Source organism: Streptomyces mabaensis, assembly GCF_053763515.1.
This window is the reverse complement of the sequence record NZ_JBSOPZ010000018.1, coordinates 124,476-139,101: the sequence shown is the minus strand read 5'-3', so window position 1 is coordinate 139,101 and position 14,626 is coordinate 124,476. Positions and strand designations below refer to the sequence as shown.

The window sequence follows — 14,626 nt, the reverse complement described above, 5'->3', positions numbered from 1 at the left end:
GTTGCACCTATCATTCCTGGAGGCTGCGTATGGGCCCGAAACCGCAGCGGCTCTTCGCCCGGGACACCGAGTGGGGCGCTCTCAGTGAGTTCACCGATTCCGCCCAGCCCGGGGCGACGCTAGGACTGGTCTACGGGCGGCGGCGACAGGGCAAGACTCTGATGCTGGAGCTGCTCGCACGCGAGACCGGTGGTTTCCTCTTCGCTGCGACTCAGCAGAGCGAGGCGCAGAATCTCGCTGACCTGGGACGCGCCTACGCGGATTACCGCGGCATTCGTCGGCCGGTGCTGTTTGCCGACTGGCGCGAAGCGCTGGACGAGATCCTCCGCATCGGAGAGGAAAGTGAACTCCCAGTCGTCATCGACGAGTTCCCGTACCTCGTCGCCGCGACCCCAGCGCTCCCCTCTTACCTGCAGCAAGCCTTGAGCCCGCTCAGTCACGCCAAGGAACACACCCGCACCCGGCTCATCCTGTGCGGCAGCGCCCTGACCACAATGGCCCAGCTCCTCGGCGGCGGCGCACCATTGCGAGGGCGCGCCAGTCTGGAGCTGGTCGTACGTCCCTTCCGTTACCGGGAGGCTGCCGCCTTCTGGGGTGTTGACACGGACCCCGAACTCGCGTTCCGGCTCAATGCGCTGGTCGGCGGCACCCCCGCGTACAAAGAGATGTGCGGAGGGGCGGCCCCTGCTTCTGTCGACGACTTCGACAGCTGGGTGCAACGCCGACTGCTCAATCCGGCCTCCGCCATGTTCCGTGAGGGGAGTCTGCTGCTACGTGAAGAGCCCTCCATCGCCGATCCCACTTCATACGCGTCCGTACTTACCGCGGTGAGCAGTGGGCAGCACAGGCGATCCGAAATCGCCGCAACTCTTGGCCGCCCAAGCGGCGCGCTCGCCCATCTACTCGCGGGGCTGCAGGACATCGGACTACTGGAACAGACAGATGACGCACTTCGTGAGAGGCGCAGCGTCTTCCGGGTCGCTGAACCCGTGGTCCGCCTGCACCAGCTCCTTATCCAGAGACACGAACCCGAACTCGTGATCGGCCGGGCCCAGCAGGTGTGGGCCGACAACGCCGACACGATCGCTGCAAGGATCTACGGTCCCCACTTCGAGGACCTCGCCCGCCAATGGTGCGCCGAGCACGCTGCCGAAGCCACCTTGGGCGGTAAGGCCACCGTGGTGCGCCCCACGGAGATGCCCTGCCGGGAACACAGACGCGGCCACGAGATCGACGTGGTGGTCACCGAATCGCTCCCATTCAGCGCAAGCCGCGTCACGGCCATCGGCGAAGCCAAGGGCACAGCCGCAGCCATGGACCTGCCGCAGTTGGAGCGTCTGGAGCACCTCCGAGGGCTACTGCCGAGCGCCAAGGTCGGCGCACTGCCCAAACTATTGCTCTTTGCCCGCTCCGGTTTCAGCGATGCGCTCAGGCAGACCGCGGCTGGTCGCTCGGACGTCGAACTGGTCGACCTGCACAGGTTGTACGCGGGAGATTGACCAACATCCAGGCGGTGCCTCGGTCGTCCGCCCGCTACGATGACCGGGAGCACGCGGCCGTGGCGGAAGGGAAGACGCGCGCCGGTTTAGGTCCGGGTGAGCTTTGCTCGTGTGGGTTCGAATCCCACCGGCCGCACACAGACGAAGGGCCGCCCCGCGCGTCAGCGGGGCGGCCCTTCGGCGTAGTCGGCAGGTGGCGGTCAGCCCAAGAGCTCCCGTACCGCCGGGACCAGGGCCCGGAATGCCTTGCCTCGGTGGCTGATCGCGTTCTTCTCCTCCGGGGTCAGCTCCGCGCATGTGCGGGTCTCGCCCTCCGGTTGCAGGATCGGGTCGTAGCCGAAGCCTCCCGTTCCCGACGGGGTGTGGCGGAGGGTGCCCGGGAGGTGGCCCTCCACCACCCTTTCCGTGCCGTCCGGGAGGGCGAGCGCCGCCGCGCACGCGAAGTGCGCGCTCCGGTGGGCGTCGTCGATGTCCGAGAGCTGGGCCAGCAGGAGCCGCAGGTTCGCGTCGTCGTCGCCGTGCCGGCCTGCCCAGCGGGCGGAGAAGATGCCGGGGGCGCCGTTCAGTACGTCGACGCAGAGGCCCGAGTCGTCCGCGACGGCCGGGAGTCCGGTGGCGCGGGCGAGGGTGTGGGCCTTGAGGAGGGCGTTCTCGGCGAAGGTGACGCCGGTTTCCTTGACGTCGGGGATCTCGGGGTACGCGTCCGCGCCGACCAGCTCGTGCGGCAGGCCGGCGGCGGACAGGATGGCGTGGAGTTCGCCGACTTTGCCCGCGTTGCGGGTGGCGAGAATCAGGCGGGTCATGCCATCGATTATCGGGGGCGCGTCAGGGCGAGCAGACCTTGCTCAGTTCGGAGGCGGCGTCGGTGACCGGGGTGATGTCCGGGGTGGCGTCGCCGTGCTCGATGGCGGCGCGGACGTTCTGCACGCCGCTGGTGAGGTCGTCGACCGCCTTGCCGACGTCCGCGTTGTCGGTCTTGTCGCCGAGCTCACCGAGGTTCTTCTCGATCTGGTCGAGGGCTTCCTTGGCCTCCTGCGGGCTGTTGCCGGCGTTGGAGACGGCCTGCTGGAGGTCGTTGACGCTGTCGGTGATGGCGACGGCGGTCTGGGCGCAGTCGAATGCCTTGTCGATGGCGCCGCAGCCGACGGCGGTGGGTATCGCGATGAGTGCGGCGGCTGCTGCGAGTACGGCGTTACGTCGGCGGCGCGAGGCCATGGGGCGGTCCCTCCAGGGTGCGGGTGGCGCGGGCTGTGCTGGTTGCGCGGCTGTGCTGGTTGCGCTGTGCGGACGGGCGCACGGTTCGGCCCGTGCGCCCGTGTGTGTGAGGACGCCGGTGGCGGCGTGTCCGGTTGCCTGGTTACTCGCCGAGCGCGGTGGCCTGGAGCGCCTGGAGGTCGGCGCAGCCGCCGGCGGCGAGGTCGAGGAGCGCGTTGAGCTCCTTGCGGTCGAAGGGCTCGGCCTCGGCCGTGCCCTGGACTTCGACGAAGCGGCCGTCGCCGGTGCAGACGACGTTCATGTCGGTTTCGGCGCGGACGTCTTCCTCGTAGCAGAGGTCGAGGAGGGGCACGCCGTCGACGATGCCGACGCTGACGGCGGCGACGGTTCCGGTGAGGGGCTTGCGGCCGGCCTTGATGACCTTCTTGCCCTGGGCCCAGCTGATGGCGTCGGCGAGGGCGACGTAGGCGCCGGTGATGGCGGCGGTGCGGGTGCCGCCGTCGGCCTGGAGGACGTCGCAGTCGAGGACGACGGTGTTCTCGCCGAGGGCCTTGTAGTCGATGACGGCGCGGAGCGAGCGGCCGATGAGGCGGGAGATCTCGTGGGTGCGGCCGCCGATCTTGCCGCGTACGGATTCGCGGTCGCCGCGGGTGTTGGTGGAGCGGGGCAGCATCGAGTACTCGGAGGTGACCCAGCCTTCGCCGCTGCCCTTGCGCCAGCGCGGGACGCCTTCGGTGAAGGAGGCGGTGCAGAAGACTTTGGTGTCGCCGAAGGAGATGAGGACGGAGCCCTCGGCGTGCTTGCTCCATCCGCGTTCGATGGTGACGGGGCGGAGCTGGTCGGGGGTGCGGCCGTCGATGCGAGACATGGTGCCGAGCCTATCGGCTGGCGCGCGAGGGCCCCGTGCCGGTGCGGGGCCTGGTGGCGCTGCCGGTGCGGGGCCTTCGTCGTGTGCGGCTGTGGGTGAGCGGTGTCAGTTCACATCATGTCTTCGATGTCGGCGGCGATGGGGTCGGCGTCGGTGCCGATGACGACCTGGATCGCGGTGCCCATCTTGACGACTCCGTGGGCGCCGGCGGCCTTGAGCGCGGCTTCGTCGACGAGGGAGGGGTCGACGACTTCGGTGCGGAGGCGGGTGATGCAGCCCTCGATTTCCTCGATGTTGTCGAGCCCGCCGAGCCCGGCGACGATCTTCTCAGCCTTGCTGGCCATGTTCTTCTCCCTGTTCTCGGCGAGCGCGGTCCGCGTTCTCAGCGAGCGCGGTCCGCTTTGTCACGGTAACGCACGGTTGGCCCATCTTCACGGGCGGGCGTCGGGCTTCTGTCGAATGATGACGATCACCGGTTGCCCGCCCACCGGCCGGATTCCGGAACCGTACCGCAACTGGTCTACACCAGTGTGCGGTGCCAGCCAAACCGGTCCTCCGGGAGGACGCCGATGAGCGCGATCAGCAAGGCGGCAGCGCCCCAGCGGAACTGGCGGAACGGACTTCTCCAGGGTCTGCAGAAGGTCGGGCGGAGCCTCCAGCTCCCGGTGGCTGTGCTGCCGGCCGCGGGCCTGCTCGTGAGTCTGGGCAATCTGTTCGACGCGTATCTGCACGGCCCGTTCTGGGACAGGACGTCGGAGGTCCTGAGCAACGGCGGCACCGCCATCCTGGACGGCACATTCGGGCTGCCGCTGCTGTTCTGCATCGGTGTCGCGATCGGTTTCGCCAAGAAAGCCGACGGCTCGACGGCCCTTGCCGCGGTGGTCGGCTTCCTCGTCTACCGCAACGTACTGGAGGCCTTCCCCATCGCGGGCACGGTCACGGAGCAGGTCCCGGAGGGGGTGCCGCAGAATCCCGGCGTACTCGGCGGCATCCTGATCGGCCTGCTGACCGCCGTGGTCTGGCAGCGCTACCACCGTACGAAGCTCGTCGACTGGCTGGGCTTCTTCAACGGCCGCCGGCTGGTGCCGATCCTCATGGCCTTCGCCGGCGTCATCCTCGGCGTGCTCTTCGGACTGCTGTGGTGGCCGGTGGGCGACGCACTGAACTGGTTCTCCCAGCAGCTGATCGGCCTGGGCGCCTGGGGTGCGGGCATCTTCGGTCTGGCCAACCGGCTGCTCATCCCGATCGGCATGCACCAGTTCGTGAACATCTTCTTCTGGTACCAGGCGGGCGAGTTCACGGCGCCGGACGGCACGGTCATCCAGGGCGACTACGGCCGCTTCCTCGCCGAGGACCCCACGGCGGGCCAGTTCATGTCGGGCTTCTTCCCGATCATGATGTTCGGGCTGCCGGCGGCCGGACTCGCCATCGCGCACTGCGCGCGCCCGGAGCGCCGCAAGGAGGTGACAGGGCTCATGATCTCCGCCGCCCTCACCTCGTTCGTCACGGGCGTGACCGAACCGCTGGAGTTCTCCTTCATGTTCGCGGCGCCGCTGCTGTACGGCGTGCACGCACTGCTGACCGGCGCTTCGATGGCGATCACATGGGCGCTCGGGGTGCATGCGGGCTTCAATTTCTCGGCCGGGCTCATCGACCTGGCGGTCCTGTGGCGTCTCGATACGAAGCCGTGGCTGATCATCCCGATCGGCCTGGCGTTCGCCGCCGTGTACTACGCGGTCTTCCGTTTCGCGATCACCAGGTTCGACATCCCCACTCCGGGCCGCGAGCCCAGGGAAGTGGAGGCGGAGGTCGAGCAGGACGTCACCAAGCCGTAGCCGCCGTGGCCCGTAGCCCGCCCCAGCCCCGGCCGCCCGCTGTGGTTTGGACCACTGGAATCCGGGGTTCCTCACCCCTCCTTCACCATGCTACAACTGGTCTACACCACTCAGTGGTGTAGACCACACTGGTCCATGGAGGAAGACATGAGCACGGCTACCGCTGCGCCGGCGCCCGCGAAAAAGCGGGGCTCCGGGCTGTTCCAGAATCTGCAGAAGATCGGCCGCAGCCTTCAGCTGCCCATCGCGGTCCTGCCGGCCGCCGGCATTCTGCTCCGCCTCGGCCAGGACGATGTCATCGGCAAGGACGGCCTCGGCTGGAACAAGGTCGCCGCCGTCTTCCTCACTGCCGGCGACGCAGTGTTCGCGAACCTGCCGCTGCTGTTCTGCATAGGCATCGCCATCGGCTTCGCCAAGAAGGCGGACGGCTCCACCGCACTGGCCGCACTCGTCGGCTTCCTCGTCTACAAGAACGTGCTGACCGCGTTCCCGGTCACCGAGGCCAAGGTCCAGAAGGGCGCCGACGTGGCGGCGACCTACAACGACCCCAAGGTGTTCGGCGGCATCATCATGGGCCTGCTGGCCGCCGTGGTCTGGCAGCGCTACCACCGCACCAAGCTGGTCGACTGGCTCGGCTTCTTCAACGGCCGCCGGCTCGTCCCGATCCTGATGGCCTTCGTCGGCACCGCGATGGGCGTCCTCTTCGGCCTGGTCTGGGAGCCCATCGGCGGCGTCATCTCCGACTTCGGCGCATGGATGACCAGCCTGGGCTCCGTGGGTGCCGGCATCTTCGGTCTGATCAACCGGGCGCTGCTGCCCATCGGCATGCACCAGTTCGTGAACACCGTCGCCTGGCAGGAGATCGGTTCCTTCAAGGACTCCGCCGGCGCGATGTGGCACGGCGACCTGCCGCGCTTCTTCCACGGTGACCCCACCGCCGGCCAGTTCATGTCGGGCTTCTTCCCGATCATGATGTTCGCGCTGCCCGCCGCGGCCCTGGCGATCGCCCACTGCGCCCGCCCCGAGCGCCGCAAGGCCGTCCTCGGCATGATGATGTCGCTCGCGCTGACGTCGTTCGTCACCGGCATCACCGAGCCGATCGAGTTCGCGTTCATGTTCATCGCGCCGGTCCTGTACGCGATCCACGCGGTGCTGACCGCCGTCTCGATGGCCGTGACCTGGGCGCTGGGGGTCCATCACGGCTTCAGCTTCTCGGCCGGTGCGATCGACTACGTCCTGAACTGGGGCCTCGCCACCAAGCCCTGGATGATCATCCCGATCGGTCTCGCGTTCGCGGCGGTCTACTACGCGGTCTTCCGCTTCGCGATCGTCAGGTTCAACCTCCCCACCCCGGGCCGTGAGCCCGAGGAGGAGATCGAGGACCTCACCAAGGCGTGACCGCCGGCCCGGTGAGCGGTCGGTCAGACCTGATAGACCGCCCCGGCGCGGGCCAGCTCCGCCGGGCCGTCGTACACCGCCTGCGCGTCGGCGAGGTTCCGCTGTCCGTCCGTCCACGGCGGGATGTGGGTGAGGACGAGCCGGCCGACGTTCGAGCGCCGGGCCTGCTCGCCCGCCTCGCGGCCGTTGAGGTGCAGGTCGGGGATGTCTTCCTTGCCGTGCGTGAAGGATGCCTCGCACAGGAACAGGTCCGTGCCGTCGGCGAGTTCGTTCAGGGATTCGGTGACCCCGGTGTCGCCGGAGTACGTGAGGGACTTGCCGTCGTGCTCGATCCGGATGCCGTACGCCTCGACCGGGTGGCTGACCCGGTCCGTACGGATCTGGAACGGGCCGAGGGTGAACGAGCCGGGCTCGAGGGTGCGGAAGTCGAAGACCTCGCTCATCGACTTCTCGTCCGGCACGTCCTCGTACGCCGTAGTGAGCCGCTGCTCGGTGCCCTCGGGGCCGTACACGGGCAGGGCGTCGCAGCGGCCGCCCTCGTGGCGGTAGTAGCGGGCCACGAAGTACGCGCACATGTCGATGCAGTGGTCCGCGTGCAGGTGGCTGAGGAAGATGGCGTCGAGGTCGTAGAGCCCGACATGGCGCTGCAGCTCGCCGAGGGCGCCGTTGCCCATGTCGAGGAGCAGCCGGAAGCCGTCGGCCTCGACGAGGTAGCTCGAGCAGGCCGAATCCGCGGACGGGAACGAACCCGAGCAGCCGACGACGGTGAGCTTCATGGAGCAGGAACCTCCGTGGACGAGGCGCGCGGCAGGGGTCGTGCGGTGCGTCGAGCGTAAGGCGCGAAGGGTCTGGTCGCTCCTCCACAGCCAGCCGTTGTGGGGGAACTCACCTGCTCTGTCACCGGTTCGGGGGGCCGTCGCGCCGTGCGCGGCGGGCGCCGGTACCGTCGGGGCATGGATACGTCCTGGTGGCCCGCGCTCGCCGCGGCGGTGGCCCTGGCGCTGGCCGTGGTGATCGCGGGTCTGCGCCGGCCCGGTGGGCGCAGGCGCCCGCCCGGACGGCCGGGTGGTGCGGAGCGGGCGCCGTTGCGGAAGCCGCAGCCGGGCGAGATCTGGTGGGCGGCGGTGCCGTACGAGGACGGGCCGGGGGCGAAGGACCGGCCGTGCCTGGTGCTGTCGGTGCGTGGCGGGTCCTCCCGCGTCGCGAAGATCACCAGCAAGTACCACGACGAGCGGCCGGGCGTGATCGCGTTGCCGCCGGGGGTGGTGGGCGATCCGGAGGGACGTCCGAGTTTCCTGGAGACCGGCGAGCTGCGGGATGTGCCGTTGTGGGAGTTCCGGCGCCGGGTCGGCCCGGTGGACCCGACGCTGTGGGATCAGGTCCGCCACTTGGCCCGCTGAGGCGGCCGCCCGGCGGGGTGAAGGGACGGGCCGCGCCGCCTCACCCCGCCGTCCCGGGCGGCCCCGCAGCGCGGTGGCTACGGTGGCTACGCCCAGAGCTGGCCATGCAGCGTTTCGATGGCCTCTTCGGTGGTGGCCGCCGTGTAGACGCCCGTGGAGAGGTACTTCCAGCCGCCGTCCGCGACGACGAACACGATGTCCGCCGCCTCGCCCGCCTTCAGGGCCTTCCGGCCGACGCCGATCGCCGCGTGCAGGGCGGCTCCCGTGGAGACGCCCGCGAAGATGCCCTCCTGCTGGAGCAGTTCCCGGGTGCGGGTCACCGCGTCCGCCGAGCCCACCGAGAAACGGGTGGTGAGCACGGACGCGTCGTACAGCTCGGGCACGAAGCCCTCGTCCAGGTTGCGCAGGCCGTAGACCAGGTCGTCGTAGCGCGGCTCGGCGGCGACGATCTTGACGTCCGGCTTGTGCTCGCGCAGGTAGCGGCCGACGCCCATGAGGGTGCCGGTGGTGCCCAGGCCCGCCACGAAGTGGGTGACGGACGGCAGGTCGGCGAGGATCTCCGGGCCGGTGGTGGCGTAGTGCGCGCCTGCGTTGTCCGGGTTTCCGTACTGGTAGAGCATCACCCAGCTGGGGTTCTCCGTGGCGAGTTCCTTGGCAACCCGGACCGCGGTGTTGGAGCCGCCGGCGGCCGGGGAGGAGATGATCTCCGCGCCCCACATGGCGAGCAGGTCCCGGCGTTCCTGGGAGGTGTTCTCCGGCATCACGCACACGATGCGGTAGCCCTTGAGCTTGGCCGCCATGGCCAGCGAGATGCCGGTGTTGCCGGAGGTCGGCTCCAGGATGGTGCAGCCCGGGGTCAGCCGGCCGTCCTTCTCCGCCTGCTCGACCATGTGGAGCGCGGGACGGTCCTTGATCGAGCCGGTGGGGTTGCGGTCCTCCAGCTTCGCCCAGATCCGGACGTCGTCCGACGGGGAGAGCCGGGGCAGGCGCACCAGTGGCGTGTTGCCGACCGCCGCCAGCGGGGAGTCGTACCGCATCAGCGCATTCCGCCTGCCACGGCCGGGAGGATCGTCACGTTGTCGCCGTCGGCGAGCTTGGTGGAGATGCCGTCGAGGAAGCGGACGTCCTCGTCGTTGAGGTAGACGTTGACGAAGCGGCGCAGCTGCTCGCCGTCGACGATGCGCTCCTGGATGCCGGTGTGGCGCGTCTCCAGGTCCGCGAGGAGGTCGGCGAGGGTGTCGCCGTTGCCCTCGACGGCCTTGGCGCCGTCGGTGTAGGTACGGAGGATGGTCGGGATGCGGACCTCGATGGCCATGGCGTGGGGCTCCTGTCGGAAGCGAAGGGTGGCATGCGGGCGCGCGGCGGTCCGCGCGGGGTGGTGCGGTGGTGCTGCGTGCTGGTTCTGGCTGCGTGCTGGGTTCTGAAAGCGCGGGGCGGCGGCTCAGGCCGTACGCGGGCGGACGCACGGACAGCACGGACAGATGGCGCTGGCCAGTCGGCACAGGTCGACGTGCAGCCGCGCGGCTCCACATCCAAAGGCTCCCAAAAAGAGAGTGGAGGCGGAGCGCAGCGAAGCGAGCAGCGGGGTGCTCGGCGTCTTCTCGCTCACGTCGTGGGGAACCATGCGGTCATCGTATCGATTCCCTGTCCGGGTCCCGGAATGTGATCTCGCATGGTGGACCAGATCTGTTCGTCAGGCGGACTGCGGGAGGTAGACGACGGTCGGGGCACCGGTGGTGGGGTGCGTACTGACCTCGGCTGTTACCCCGTAGACGGCGGCGAGCAGGTCCTCGGTGAGGACGTCCTTCGGGGTGCCGGAGGCCACGACGCGGCCGCCGTCGAGTACGTACAGCCGGTCGCAGTAGTACGCGGCGAGGTTCAGGTCGTGCAGGGCGAGCAGGTTCGTGGTCCCCAAATCCCTGACGAGGGAGAGCACTTCGAGCTGGTAGCGGATGTCGAGGTGGTTGGTCGGCTCGTCGAGCACGACGAGGGCGGGCTGCTGGACGAGGGCCCGGGCGACCAGGGCGCGCTGCCGTTCGCCGCCGGAGAGGGCGGTGAAGGCGCGGTCGGCGAGGGCGCGGATGCCGACGCGGGTCAGGGCGTCGTGTACGAGACCGTGGTCGGAGGCGGTGTCCGGCTCCCAGAAACGTTTGTGCGGGGAGCGGCCCATCGCGACGATGTCGCGCACGGTCAGCTCGAAGCCGGCGTGCCCGTCCTGGGGGACGCAGCCGATCTTGCGCGCGCGGGCCTTCGGCGGCAGGGCGCGCAGGTCGTCCCCGTCGAGGAGGACCCGGCCGCGGGTGGGGCGCAGCGCGCCGTACACGCAGCGCAGCAGGGTGGTCTTGCCGCTGCCGTTGGGGCCGACGATGCCGACGGTCTCGCCGGGGGCGGCGGTCAGGTCGACGGAGTCGAGGAGGCGGTGGCCGCCGGCCGTGTCGTATGAGAGGGACTCGGTACGGAGCATCGTCACGCGGGGGCTCCTTCGGGGCGGCGGCGCAGCATCCACAGGAAGAACGGCCCGCCGGTGAGGGCGGTCAGTACGCCGACCGGGATGTCCTGCGGGGCCGCGACGGTACGTGCGGCGAGGTCGGCCAGGACCAGGAACGCGGCCCCTGCGAGCGCGACGACGGGCAGCAGGGCGCGGTGCCCGGCGCCGACGGCCATCCGGGCGGCGTGCGGCACCATCAGCCCGACGAAACCGATGGCTCCGCTGAAGGCGACCAGGACGCCGGTGAGCAGGGTCGCCAGGACGAAGACGGCGGCCCGGAAGCGGGCGGTGTCCAGGCCGAGGACGGTCGCGCCCTCCTCGCCGAGCAGGAGCAGGTCGAGGGGGCGGGCGAGGGCGAGCAGCAGCACGGTGCCGGCGGTGAGGACGGCGGCCGGGAACGCGAGGCTGTCCCAGCGGGCGCTGCCGAGTCCGCCGAGGGTCCAGTACAGGACCTCCTGGAGGCGGTCGGCGCGGGCGGAGGTGACCAGGAGCAGGCTGGTCAGCGCGGAGAGGATGTACGAGACGGCGACCCCGGCGAGGACGAGACGCCCGGTGGTGAGCGTGCCGCCGCCGCGGGCCAGGGTGTAGACGAGGACGAGGGAGGCGAGGGCGCCGGCGAAGGCGGCGGTGGGGATCGCCACGGTGGTGGCGATCCCGGCGCCGACGCCGAGGACGATGACGGCCACGGCGCCGGCGGAGGCGCCGGAGGAGACGCCGAGCAGGAAGGGGTCGGCGAGGGGGTTGCGGACGAGCGCCTGCAGGACGGTCCCGATGACGGCGAGCCCGGCGCCGACGACGGCGCCGAGGAGGACGCGGGGCAGCCGGACGTCGAGGACGATGGTGCGGAAGGGGCCGGGGCCGGCGGTGCCGGTGAGGATGTCGGCCAGGTGGCCGGCCGGAATCCGCACGGAACCGAGCAGGAGCCCGCCGAGCGAGGCGGCGACGAGGGCGAGAGCGAGCCCGCCAACGACCACGCCGTACCGCAACCGCGCCCGCCCGGCCTCGCGGCGCGGGTCCGCTTCGCGGGGCCCAGCACCCGCGCCGGGCCGCGAGGCCGCCCCAGCGGGCTCCGGGCCGCCGCCTCCGCGACGCGAGGCCGGAACGGCCGCGCGGGGCGCGGCCGGAGCGGAAGCTTCCGCCGCCGCTCCGCGGCCGGCGGTCGCGGCCGACCTCGCGGGCTCCGCGCCCGCTCCGCGGCGAGGGCCCGGCGCGGCCGGGATGTCGGCTCCCGCCGCCGCTTCGCGGTCACGTGCAGCCGGAACCTCTGGTTCCGCTGCCGCCGCCCGCGGACCAGGCACGGCCGGTGCCGCAGGGACCACTCCTGCCTCGCGGCGCGAGGACCGGTCGGCGGCCGGAGCGGACCCCGCGGGCTCGGCGCCCGCTCCGCGGCGCGGGCCCGGGGCAGCCGCTCCGGGCACGGCCGGGATGTCGGGTTCCGCCACCGCTCCGCGGCTGGCGGCCGGGGCCGTCCCCGCGGGCTCCGCGCCCGCTCCGCGGCGCGGGCCCGGGGCTGCCGCTGCGGGCGCAGCCGGAGCGGAAGCTTCCGCCGCCGCTCCGCGGCCGGCGGTCGCGGCCGACCTCGCGGGCTCCGCGCCCGCTCCGCGGCGAGGGCCCGGCGCGGCCGGGATGTCGGCTCCCGCCGCCGCTTCGCGGTCACGTGCAGCCGGAACCTCTGGTTCCGCTGCCGCCGCCCGCGGACCAGGCACGGCCGGTGCCGCAGGGACCACTCCTGCCTCGCGGCGCGAGGACCGGTCGGCGGCCGGAGCGGACCCCGCGGGCTCGGCGCCCGCTCCGCGGCGCGGGCCCGGGGCAGCCGCTCCGGGCACGGCCGGGATGTCGGGTTCCGCCACCGCTCCGCGGCTGGCGGCCGGGGCCGTCCCCACGGGCTCCGCGGCCGCTCCAAGGCGCGGGCCCGGGGCTGCCGCTGCGGGCGCAGCCGGAGCGGCAGCTTCCGCCGCCGCTCCGCGGCCGGCGGTCGGGGCCGGCCCCGCGGGCTCTGCGCCCGCTTCGCGGCGCGGCCCCGGCGCGGGCCGGGGGTCGGCTTGCGGCTCGGCGGGGCTTGGGGGTTTCGGCGCCGGGGCGTGGCGCGGGGTGGGGTCTTCGGGGGGTGTCACCTTGGCCTACTTCGCCTGCTCCGGGTGGAGTTGGGACGCCAGTTTCGCTATCGCCGCCGGGGCTCGGACTCCCAGGACCGCGTCCGACAGCGGCAGGACCGCGAAGCGCTTGTTCCTGATGGCCGGGACGTCCGCCAGGACCGGGTCGTTGAGGAGGCGCTGCTTCTTCTGGGCCACCGTGGTCGAGCCGTAGTCGTAGATCACGACGACCTCCGGCTTGCGCGCCACGACGTTCTCCCACGACGCGTCACCGAAGGGCTTGTCGAGGTCGGCGAAGACGTTCGTGCCGCCGGCCCGGGTGATGATCTCGTTGCCGATGCCCTTGCCGCCCGCCGTGAACGCCGTCTTGTCGCCGCTGTCATAGACGAACACCGGGACCGGTGTGATGCCCTTCAGGTCCGCCGCCGTCGCGGCCGTCACCGTCTTCGCCTCGCGGACCCACTCGTCCGCGCGGGCCGCGACGCCGAACGTGCGGCCCACCTCGCGGACCTCCTGGTAGAGGTCGTTCAGGGAGGTGCTGCCCGGGGTGCAGTTCTCCACGTTCAGGCGGGTGGCGATGCCGCTCTTGCCCAGGGCCTCGCGGCTGCGGCCCTCGTTCGCCGCGAAGGCGCTCGCGTAACCGCCGTAGACGAAGTCGGGGTTGGCCGCGAGGAGCTTCTCGTACGACGGGTACTCCTTGGCCAGCACCGGGGTGGCCCGGTACTCCCGCTCGTACTCCGGGAGCACCTTGTCGTCGAGGTACGCGGTCCCGGCCAGGGACTTGGCGAGGCCCAGTTCCAGCATCACCTCGGTGACGTGCTGGTTCATGGTGACGGCCCGCTTCGGCGGGGCCTTGAACGTCGTGGTCGTACCGCAGTTGGTGACCGTGTACGGGAAGCCGGCGGCCTTCGCGGCGGGCTGCCCGCCGGGGCCGGGGCTCGTACCGCAGGCGGTGAGCAGGAGCGGGAGCGGGAGCAGCAGGGCCGCTGTGAGAGCGGTGCGCCGGTGCCAGGACATGGCTGTGCCTCCTCCGGGGGATTTCCGCGTCCCCTGGTCGGTGCTGAAGGCGGCAGGTCAGTTCCTGGCTTCCGGGCCGGCCGGTTCGAACGGGTCGAGGTGGCGGGCGGCCTGGTCACAGTGGCGGGACCGTGCCGGATTCACACCGGCTTCCTGGGTCCTGCCGCCTTGTTGTCGGCGCTCAGTGTGGCAGACGGCCCTTAGGGGGTGTCCAGCCGATCATGCCGGGCTCCCGTCGCCTGGCACGCACATCTGCGGCGTTGGCCGACTCCGGCCATAGCTCCGCTATGGCCGAATCCGGCCGCCTTGCAGCTGCACGCACCAGGCGCCGCTCGCTGATCCGGCCTGATCGGCCGGACACCCCCTCAGTACGTCTCCACCACCTTGACGTCTTCCTCCGTGATCACGCCGTCCACGATGCGGAACGAGCGGAACTGGAAGGGCCCGGCCTCGTCCGTGTCGGCGGTGGACACCAGCACATAGTGGGCGCCCGGCTCGTTGGCGTACGAGATGTCCGTGCGGGACGGGTACGCCTCCGTCGCGGTGTGCGAGTGGTAGACGACCACCGGCTCCTCGTCCCGGTCGTCCATCTCCCGGTAGAGCTTCAGCAGGTCGGCCGAGTCGAACTCGTAGAACGTGGGCGAGCGCGCGGCGTTCAGCATCGGGATGAACCGCTCGGGCCGCCCGGTGCCCGCCGGGCCGGCGACGACGCCGCACGCCTCGTCGGGGTGGTCCTCACGGGCGTGGGCGACGATGGCGTCGTACAGGGCCTGGGTGATGGTGAGCATGAGCACGAGGATAAGCAGACGGCCC

Annotated in this window: 16 protein-coding genes, 1 tRNA gene and 1 riboswitch; of the genes, 5 read left to right on the top strand and 12 right to left on the bottom strand. The window is 71.2% G+C overall.

The genetic code is table 11. The annotated features are described in order from the left end of the window. The first annotated feature begins 29 nt into the window (after positions 1-29). Positions 30-1,499, top strand: coding sequence for an AAA family ATPase (locus ACWV17_RS18260; RefSeq protein WP_455360569.1), 1,470 nt, complete (start codon positions 30-32; stop codon positions 1,497-1,499). 53 nt (positions 1,500-1,552) lie between these two features. Continuing rightward, positions 1,553-1,635, top strand: a tRNA-Leu gene (locus tag ACWV17_RS18255). A 64-nt stretch (positions 1,636-1,699) separates the two neighbouring features. Here the strand turns inward: ACWV17_RS18255 and rdgB are convergent. The 4 genes from rdgB to ACWV17_RS18235 all read right to left on the bottom strand — a co-directional run bounded on the left by rdgB (position 1,700) and on the right by ACWV17_RS18235 (position 3,968). Then, on the bottom strand, positions 1,700-2,302 hold the full coding sequence (rdgB, locus tag ACWV17_RS18250; protein ID WP_455353518.1) for an RdgB/HAM1 family non-canonical purine NTP pyrophosphatase: 603 nt from the start codon (positions 2,300-2,302) through the stop codon (positions 1,700-1,702). Positions 2,303-2,324: 22 nt separating this feature from the next. Further along, entirely contained in the window at positions 2,325-2,714 is a 390-nt protein-coding gene (locus ACWV17_RS18245; protein WP_455360568.1) for a hypothetical protein, read from the bottom strand. Between the two features lie 142 nt (positions 2,715-2,856). Beyond that, a complete protein-coding gene (gene rph / locus ACWV17_RS18240; RefSeq protein ID WP_455353516.1) occupies positions 2,857-3,582 on the bottom strand; it encodes a ribonuclease PH in 726 nt (241 codons plus the stop codon). A gap of 110 nt (positions 3,583-3,692) precedes the next feature. Further along, complete coding sequence (locus ACWV17_RS18235) at positions 3,693-3,968, bottom strand: glucose PTS transporter subunit EIIB (protein ID WP_455360589.1); 276 nt, start codon at positions 3,966-3,968, stop codon at positions 3,693-3,695. Between the two features lie 183 nt (positions 3,969-4,151). Between ACWV17_RS18235 and ACWV17_RS18230 the strand changes: the two genes are divergently transcribed. After that, entirely contained in the window at positions 4,152-5,417 is a 1,266-nt protein-coding gene (locus ACWV17_RS18230) for a PTS transporter subunit EIIC (protein ID WP_455360567.1), read from the top strand. Between the two features lie 147 nt (positions 5,418-5,564). Then, a complete protein-coding gene (locus ACWV17_RS18225) occupies positions 5,565-6,815 on the top strand; it encodes a PTS transporter subunit EIIC (RefSeq protein ID WP_455353513.1) in 1,251 nt (416 codons plus the stop codon). A gap of 23 nt (positions 6,816-6,838) precedes the next feature. Here ACWV17_RS18225 and ACWV17_RS18220 read toward each other — a convergent pair whose 3' ends face one another. Then, the gene (locus tag ACWV17_RS18220; protein WP_455360566.1) at positions 6,839-7,591 is read right to left on the bottom strand and encodes an MBL fold metallo-hydrolase; all 753 of its coding nucleotides are present in this window, start codon (positions 7,589-7,591) and stop codon (positions 6,839-6,841) included. A gap of 177 nt (positions 7,592-7,768) precedes the next feature. On the opposite strand from ACWV17_RS18220, the gene ACWV17_RS18215 reads away from it, so the two are divergent. Next, positions 7,769-8,215: a type II toxin-antitoxin system PemK/MazF family toxin gene (locus ACWV17_RS18215; protein WP_455360565.1), complete on the top strand. Its 447-nt coding sequence runs from the start codon at positions 7,769-7,771 to the stop codon at positions 8,213-8,215. Positions 8,216-8,301: 86 nt separating this feature from the next. Here ACWV17_RS18215 and ACWV17_RS18210 read toward each other — a convergent pair whose 3' ends face one another. The 7 genes from ACWV17_RS18210 to ACWV17_RS18180 form a co-directional block, all read right to left on the bottom strand. Continuing rightward, on the bottom strand, positions 8,302-9,252 hold the full coding sequence (locus tag ACWV17_RS18210; RefSeq protein ID WP_455360564.1) for a PLP-dependent cysteine synthase family protein: 951 nt from the start codon (positions 9,250-9,252) through the stop codon (positions 8,302-8,304). Next, positions 9,252-9,530, bottom strand: coding sequence for a MoaD/ThiS family protein (locus tag ACWV17_RS18205; protein ID WP_455353509.1), 279 nt, complete (start codon positions 9,528-9,530; stop codon positions 9,252-9,254). Before ACWV17_RS18205 ends, ACWV17_RS18210 begins: the two co-directional genes overlap by 1 nt. Positions 9,531-9,656: 126 nt before the next feature. Further along, entirely contained in the window at positions 9,657-9,839 is a 183-nt protein-coding gene (locus ACWV17_RS18200; RefSeq protein ID WP_455360563.1) for a putative leader peptide, read from the bottom strand. A gap of 69 nt (positions 9,840-9,908) precedes the next feature. Beyond that, a complete protein-coding gene (locus ACWV17_RS18195) occupies positions 9,909-10,685 on the bottom strand; it encodes an ABC transporter ATP-binding protein (protein WP_455353507.1) in 777 nt (258 codons plus the stop codon). Then, positions 10,682-11,677, bottom strand: coding sequence for a FecCD family ABC transporter permease (locus tag ACWV17_RS18190; protein ID WP_455360562.1), 996 nt, complete (start codon positions 11,675-11,677; stop codon positions 10,682-10,684). The genes ACWV17_RS18195 and ACWV17_RS18190 overlap by 4 nt, the downstream gene beginning before the upstream one ends. Before the next feature lie 1,146 nt (positions 11,678-12,823). Further along, positions 12,824-13,813, bottom strand: coding sequence for an ABC transporter substrate-binding protein (locus tag ACWV17_RS18185; RefSeq protein ID WP_455360561.1), 990 nt, complete (start codon positions 13,811-13,813; stop codon positions 12,824-12,826). 38 nt (positions 13,814-13,851) lie between these two features. Continuing rightward, positions 13,852-13,992, bottom strand: a riboswitch (cobalamin riboswitch). A gap of 186 nt (positions 13,993-14,178) precedes the next feature. Next, entirely contained in the window at positions 14,179-14,601 is a 423-nt protein-coding gene (locus ACWV17_RS18180; protein WP_455353504.1) for a Mov34/MPN/PAD-1 family protein, read from the bottom strand. Positions 14,602-14,626 lie beyond the last annotated feature (25 nt).

Coding starts and splice junctions, on each gene's coding strand:
- ACWV17_RS18260 (WP_455360569.1), top strand. CDS start 30: ATGGGCCCGAAACCGCAGCGGCTCTTCGCCCGGGACACCGAGTGGGGC.
- rdgB (WP_455353518.1), bottom strand. CDS start 2,302: ATGACCCGCCTGATTCTCGCCACCCGCAACGCGGGCAAAGTCGGCGAA.
- ACWV17_RS18245 (WP_455360568.1), bottom strand. CDS start 2,714: ATGGCCTCGCGCCGCCGACGTAACGCCGTACTCGCAGCAGCCGCCGCA.
- rph (WP_455353516.1), bottom strand. CDS start 3,582: ATGTCTCGCATCGACGGCCGCACCCCCGACCAGCTCCGCCCCGTCACC.
- ACWV17_RS18230 (WP_455360567.1), top strand. CDS start 4,152: ATGAGCGCGATCAGCAAGGCGGCAGCGCCCCAGCGGAACTGGCGGAAC.
- ACWV17_RS18225 (WP_455353513.1), top strand. CDS start 5,565: ATGAGCACGGCTACCGCTGCGCCGGCGCCCGCGAAAAAGCGGGGCTCC.
- ACWV17_RS18220 (WP_455360566.1), bottom strand. CDS start 7,591: ATGAAGCTCACCGTCGTCGGCTGCTCGGGTTCGTTCCCGTCCGCGGAT.
- ACWV17_RS18215 (WP_455360565.1), top strand. CDS start 7,769: ATGGATACGTCCTGGTGGCCCGCGCTCGCCGCGGCGGTGGCCCTGGCG.
- ACWV17_RS18210 (WP_455360564.1), bottom strand. CDS start 9,252: ATGCGGTACGACTCCCCGCTGGCGGCGGTCGGCAACACGCCACTGGTG.
- ACWV17_RS18205 (WP_455353509.1), bottom strand. CDS start 9,530: ATGGCCATCGAGGTCCGCATCCCGACCATCCTCCGTACCTACACCGAC.
- ACWV17_RS18200 (WP_455360563.1), bottom strand. CDS start 9,839: ATGGTTCCCCACGACGTGAGCGAGAAGACGCCGAGCACCCCGCTGCTC.
- ACWV17_RS18185 (WP_455360561.1), bottom strand. CDS start 13,813: ATGTCCTGGCACCGGCGCACCGCTCTCACAGCGGCCCTGCTGCTCCCG.
- ACWV17_RS18180 (WP_455353504.1), bottom strand. CDS start 14,601: ATGCTCACCATCACCCAGGCCCTGTACGACGCCATCGTCGCCCACGCC.